Genomic DNA, 2,482 nt, shown 5'->3' with positions numbered 1-2,482 from the left:
CCCCGAGACCCCGCTGCGCGCGCTCACCGGGGCGCTCACCGCCCGCTGGCCCGAGGCCGTCCCCTACCGGGGCATCTTCGACCCGCCCCTGGCTCCCCACCTGACCCTCGCGAACCACGAGGGCCCCGAGACCTACGAGGCGGCCTACGACGCCCTGGAGCGCGAACTCGCCCCGCACCTGCCGCTGGTCAGCCACGTGGACTCGGTCGACCTCCTGGTGACGGACGGCCCCGGCACGGGCTGGCGGAACCTCCGGACGTACCGGCTGGGCGCGGCGGGCGGAATTCCGGCCTGATGCACGGAACGGGCCCGGCGCCGCGCCGCGTGTCCGTTACGGTGTGCCGGCGTTAGGGATCTGCGGCTTTCGTCCGGGCGCCCCGGGCGGAAGCCCGCGCCCGTACTCCGCCCCCGAAGGGACTGCCCCGTGGCTCTCACCCTCCCGCGCACCTCCGGCAACCGGCTCGCCGTGGCCGTCGCCGTGACCGCCGTGCTCTCCGTCGGCGCGCCCGCCGCCTACGCCTCGCTGGACGGCGGCGACGCAGGCCCGTCCGCGAGCGCCACGGTCCAGCGGGGCAAGCCGTACGCCGAGACCCGCCTCTTCTTCGGCACCGAGCGCCCCGACGGCGGACCGGCCGTGACCGACAAGCAGTTCATGGCCTTCATCGACAAGGAGGTCACCCCCGGCTTCCCCGACGGCCTCACCATCCAGGACGGGCGCGGCCAGTGGCGCGACTCGAACGGCCGGATCGAGCGGGAGCGTTCGTACGAGCTGATCCTGCTGTACCCGGTCGGCGAGACGCGTGAGCGGGACGTCCAGATCGAGGAGATCCGCAGCGACTACGAGAAGGCGTTCGCGCAGGACTCCGTGGCGCGGCTCGACGAGCGGACGCGCGTCGACTTCTGAGCGGCGACCGTCTCAGCCGAAGGTGCGCCGGTAGGCCTGCGGGCTGACGCCGGTCGTGCGCTTGAAGCGGTCGCGGAAGGCGGTCGCCGAGCCGAAACCGACCTGCTCGGCTATCCGCTCGACCGGGTGACGGGTCGTCTCCAGGAGGTGCTGCGCCTGCCGGATACGGGCACGGTGCAGCCACTGGAGCGGTGTCGTGCCGGTCTGTTCGCGGAAGCGGCGGATCAGGGTGCGCGTGCTCGTCCCGGCGCGGGAGGCGATGTCGGCGAGGGTCAGGTCGCGGGCCAGGTTCGCGCGCAGCCAGGTGAGCAGGGGTTCGAGGACGGCACCCTGCGGGGTCGGTGCGTGATCGTGGTCGATGAACTGCGCCTGCCCGCCCTCCCGTTCGAGGGGCATCACGGAGAGCCTGGCGGCGTCGGCGGCCACCGCGGAACCGTGATCGCGGCGGATCAGATGCAGACACAGGTCGAGCCCCGCGGCGGCACCGGCCGAGGTGAGGAACTGCCCGTTGTCGACGTACAGGACGTCCGGGTCGACCTCGACCTCCGGGTACGCGGCGGCCAGCCGCCCCGCCGCCGCCCAGTGCGTGGTGGCCCGCAGCCCGTCGAGCAGCCCCGTCGCGGCCAGCGGGAAGGCGCCCGAGCAGATGGAGGCGATGCGGGCGCCGTCCGCGGCGGCGGCGCGGAGTGCCGTACGGACGGCGGCCGGAAGCGGCGCCTCGGCATCGGCGGTGCCCGGCACGATGACCGTGTCGGCGCCCTTGAGCCCGTCGAGCCCCCAGGGCGCCCGGATCACGAACGCCCCGGCGTCGACCTCGGCCCCGGCGTGCTCGGCGCAGACGCGGATGCGGTAGCCGGGGCCGCCGTCCGGGAGCCGGGTCCTCGTGAAGACCTCGATGGGCGTGGACAGGTCGAAGGGGATCACCTGGTCCAGGGCGAGCAGGGCGAGCGTACGCATGCCCGGAACCTATCCGGCCCGTCGAGTGGTCTCGGCTCCGCCCGCGGGCGGCCACGGCCGAGAGGAACTCCTGGGCAGAGCCTTCTCCGAGCAGAGCCCCTCCGTCGCCCTCGCCCGGAGCGTGGCTCAGCCGCCGAGGACCGCCGTCAGCGCGCCCACCACGTCCTCGTCCGGCTCCCCCTCCGGCCACCAGTCGTCCGCTCCCGGTTCGCTCTGGTACGGATACCAGCGGCCGTCCCTGCCGAAGCGGAGCTGACGGGTGCCCTCCGCGTCCGTGAGGCGGTTGCGGTGGATCGTCATACGGGGGAGGTCCGCCGCCGCGAGCGCGCCGCGGGACCGGTCGAAGGGGCCCGCCGGGGGGTCCCAGGGGGATTCGAGCACCGCGAGACCCTCCTCGCCGCCCTGCCGCCAGGCCGCGGCCGCGCGGGAGAGGTCACCCGGGGTGTGCCCCACCGAACGGGCCAGCTCGGCGAACTGGCGGCTGAACGTCCTGCGGCCCGTGAGACCGGGATGCGAAGCGGCCAGCCGGACCGCGTCGTGCCAGGGGGACGCGGCCGTGAACGGGTCCACGCCCGCGACGAGGAACGCGTGCGCCCGTGCCGCCGCGTCCGTGATCAGGAA

Annotated in this window: 3 protein-coding genes and 1 pseudogene; 2 read left to right on the top strand and 2 right to left on the bottom strand. The window is 74.7% G+C overall.

Features of this window, described 5'->3' with window-relative positions; all coding sequences use genetic code 11:
• Positions 1-295 (top strand): 2'-5' RNA ligase family protein (locus AB8Z36_RS37770; RefSeq protein WP_369217897.1); only part of this gene is annotated, 295 nt, incomplete at its 5' end.
• Between the two features lie 129 nt (positions 296-424).
• Positions 425-904 carry a DUF3574 domain-containing protein gene (locus tag AB8Z36_RS37765; RefSeq protein ID WP_369217896.1) on the top strand — a complete coding sequence of 160 codons (480 nt, stop codon included), beginning with the start codon at positions 425-427 and terminating at the stop codon, positions 902-904.
• Positions 905-916: 12 nt separating this feature from the next.
• Here AB8Z36_RS37765 and AB8Z36_RS37760 read toward each other — a convergent pair whose 3' ends face one another.
• On the bottom strand, positions 917-1,861 hold the full coding sequence (locus AB8Z36_RS37760) for a GlxA family transcriptional regulator (RefSeq protein WP_369217895.1): 945 nt from the start codon (positions 1,859-1,861) through the stop codon (positions 917-919).
• A gap of 126 nt (positions 1,862-1,987) precedes the next feature.
• A pseudogene (locus tag AB8Z36_RS37755) lies at positions 1,988-2,482 on the bottom strand (hypothetical protein); the annotation flags it as partial.

The sequence above is a fragment of the Streptomyces flavofungini genome (genome assembly GCF_041028215.1).
GTDB lineage: Bacteria > Actinomycetota > Actinomycetes > Streptomycetales > Streptomycetaceae > Streptomyces > Streptomyces flavofungini_B.
The sequence above is the reverse complement of the archived record's forward strand: the minus strand, read 5'-3'. Positions and strand labels throughout refer to the sequence as shown.